Consider the following 2,671-nt stretch of genomic DNA (forward strand, 5'->3'; position numbering starts at 1 on the left):
CAACCCCATCCCGCCCTGGAAGCCGCCTGCGCCGACCACGCCGCGTTCCTGGCCGACCTGGCGGCCCACCGGGATCCGCTGCGCCGCCAGGTCCTCGTCGTCACCCGAACCGCCCCCGCCGAACGGGGCAGCCACACGGCACGGCGGCGCGCCGACGACACCGCCCGGGCGTTGTCCGGCCTCGGAGTGACCGCCCGCGCCCTGGACGGGACGGCCGTCACGGCGGCGCTCGTCGCCGCCGCCGACCCCTACCGGCCGCCGCGCCCAGGCGGCCTGGCCACCCCAGACGCCGTCATCACCAGCACCGGCACACCGCCCACGACCTGAGGAGACGAGCATCGTGATCAAAAACCTCCTGGCACGTCCGGGTACGCAAGACTCGGCCACCAACGGCACGGCCGCCGGGCTCGCCGCCACCGTCACGCCCGCGTCCGTGGAGGTGACACCCCGCTGGCTGCGCGTGGGCGACGGCTACACCGCGACCCTCGTGGTCACCGGCTACCCGGCCGAGGTCGGCCCGGCCTGGCTGGAACCGCTGCTGTCCTACCCCGGCCGGGTGGACGTCACCCTGCACATCGACCCGCTGCCCGCGCCGATCGCCGCCTCCCGGCTACGCACGCAGCGGGCCCGGCTGGAGTCGTCGCGGCGCTCCGACGCCGACCGGGGCAAGCTCACCGACCCCTACACCGAGGCCGCCGCGCAGGACGCCGCCGACCTCGCCGACCGGGTTGCCCGCGGCGCCGCCAAGCTGTTCCGCGTCGGCCTCTACGTCACGGTCCACGCCCGTACCGAGGACGAACTCCTGCAGGCGTGCGCCCGCGTCAAGGCCGCCGCCGCGTCCACCCTGCTTGAGGTCCAGCCCGCGACCTGGCGGCAACTCGCCGGCTGGACCACCACACTGCCGCTGGCCACCGACGGGCTGCGGATGCTGCGGACCATGGACACCCAAGCCCTCGCCGCCGCCTTCCCGCTCGCCTCACCCGACCTGCCGGCGCCGCTGCCCGGCGAACCGGCCGCGACCGGGGGCGTCCTCTACGGCACCAACCCGTCCGGCAGCGGCGTGGTGTGGTGGGACCGCTTCTCCCAGGACAACTACAACTCCGTGGTACTGGCACGAAGCGGCGCCGGCAAGTCGTACCTGGTGAAGCTGGAGACACTGCGTCACCTCTACCAGGGCGTCCAGGTGGCGATCATCGACCCGGAGGACGAGTACCTGCGCCTCGCCGACGCGGTCGGCGGCACGGTGGTGCGACTCGGCGTCCCCGGGGTTCGGGTCAACCCCCTCGACCTGCCCGCCGGTGACACCCGACCGGATGCGCTCACCCGCCGAGGTCTCTTTCTCCACACGCTCGTCAGCGTCCTGGTCGGCCAGCTGCCGCCACCGGCCGAGCGGGCGGCGCTGGACCGGGCCATTCTCGCCGTCTACCGGCAGGCCGGCATCACCGCCGACTCCCGCACCCACCGCCGGCCCGCACCGCTCCTGCGCGATCTCGCGGCGATCCTCGCGGCCGACACCGATCCCGCCGCGGCGCAGCTCGCCGCCCGACTGTCGCCCTGGATCGACGGCTCCTTCAAAGACCTGTTCGACGGGCCCAGCACCACCCGGCCGGACGGACACCTGGTCGTGTGGTCGCTGCGGCAGCTGCCGGACGAGCTGCGCACCGTCGGCACGCTGCTGGCCCTCGACTCGATCTGGCGGCAGGTCGACGCCCCGCCCGCCGCCGGACCGCCGCCACGTCGCCTCGTCGTCGTCGACGAGGCATGGCTGCTCATGCGCGACGGCGAAGGCGCCAAGTTCCTGTTCCGCCTGTCCAAGGCCGGCCGCAAACGCCACACCGGGCTGACCGTGGTCACCCAGGACGCCGCCGACGTCCTCGGCAGCGACCTCGGCCAGGCCGTGGTCGCCAACGCCGCCACCCAGATCCTGCTGCGCCAGGCACCCCAGGCCATCGACGCCGTCGGCGACGCGTTCGGTCTCACCGCCGGCGAGCGGCGCCTGCTCCTGGCCGCCAGCCGAGGCCAGGGACTGCTCGTCAGTGGCACCAACCGCACCGCTTTCGAGGCGATCTCCAGCGCCGCCGAACACGACCTGGCGACCACGAACCCGCTCGACCTGATCGCCGAGGACGACATCTAGCACCACCGTAACCGGCGTGGTGGCGCCGCACCCGACATCGGGCGCGGCACCACCACGCCGTGTCCGACACCCACGAAGGACACCCGACCCATGACACCTGCGTCGATCAACTCACCGCCCGCCCCCGCCGACCCCGGCTCGACCGTTCCGGAATCGCCGGTGACCCGCTGGATCCTGGACACGACCGACTGGGCCCTCGACCGGCCCTGGCTGCTCGCCGTCGCCGCCGGCCTGCTCCTCGCGTGGATCGCCGCCCGTCACCTCGTCAACCTCTGGCGACACCGGTGCCACGCCGCCGACGGGCGGCTGGTCACCATCGCCCCACCCCCGGAGGTCGACGAGCACGGCGCCGCCGCCCTGTGGGCCAACCTCGCCGGCATCCTCACCCCCTCGCGCCGCCGACGGCTGCTCTACGGCACCCCGCATGTGGCCTGGCAGTACGCCTGGACCGGACGGCACCTCCTCATCTCGATATGGGTGCCCGGCACCGTGCCGCAAGGAGCGGTCGAAGCCGCTGTCCGCGCGGCGTGGCCC

The 2,671-nt window shown here is 74.1% G+C and carries 1 protein-coding gene and 2 pseudogenes; all 3 read left to right on the forward strand.

Features of this window, described 5'->3' with window-relative positions; genetic code table 11:
- A pseudogene (locus C1I95_RS33280) lies at positions 1 to 327 on the forward strand (PrgI family protein); the annotation flags it as partial.
- A 28-nt stretch (positions 328 to 355) separates the two neighbouring features.
- Complete coding sequence (locus C1I95_RS33285) at positions 356 to 2,137, forward strand: VirB4 family type IV secretion system protein (protein WP_111220022.1); 1,782 nt, start codon at positions 356 to 358, stop codon at positions 2,135 to 2,137.
- A 90-nt stretch (positions 2,138 to 2,227) separates the two neighbouring features.
- A pseudogene (locus tag C1I95_RS33290) lies at positions 2,228 to 2,671 on the forward strand (type VI secretion protein); the annotation flags it as partial.

It is taken from the genome of Micromonospora craterilacus, assembly GCF_003236315.1.
Taxonomy (GTDB): Bacteria; Actinomycetota; Actinomycetes; order Mycobacteriales; family Micromonosporaceae; genus Micromonospora; species Micromonospora craterilacus.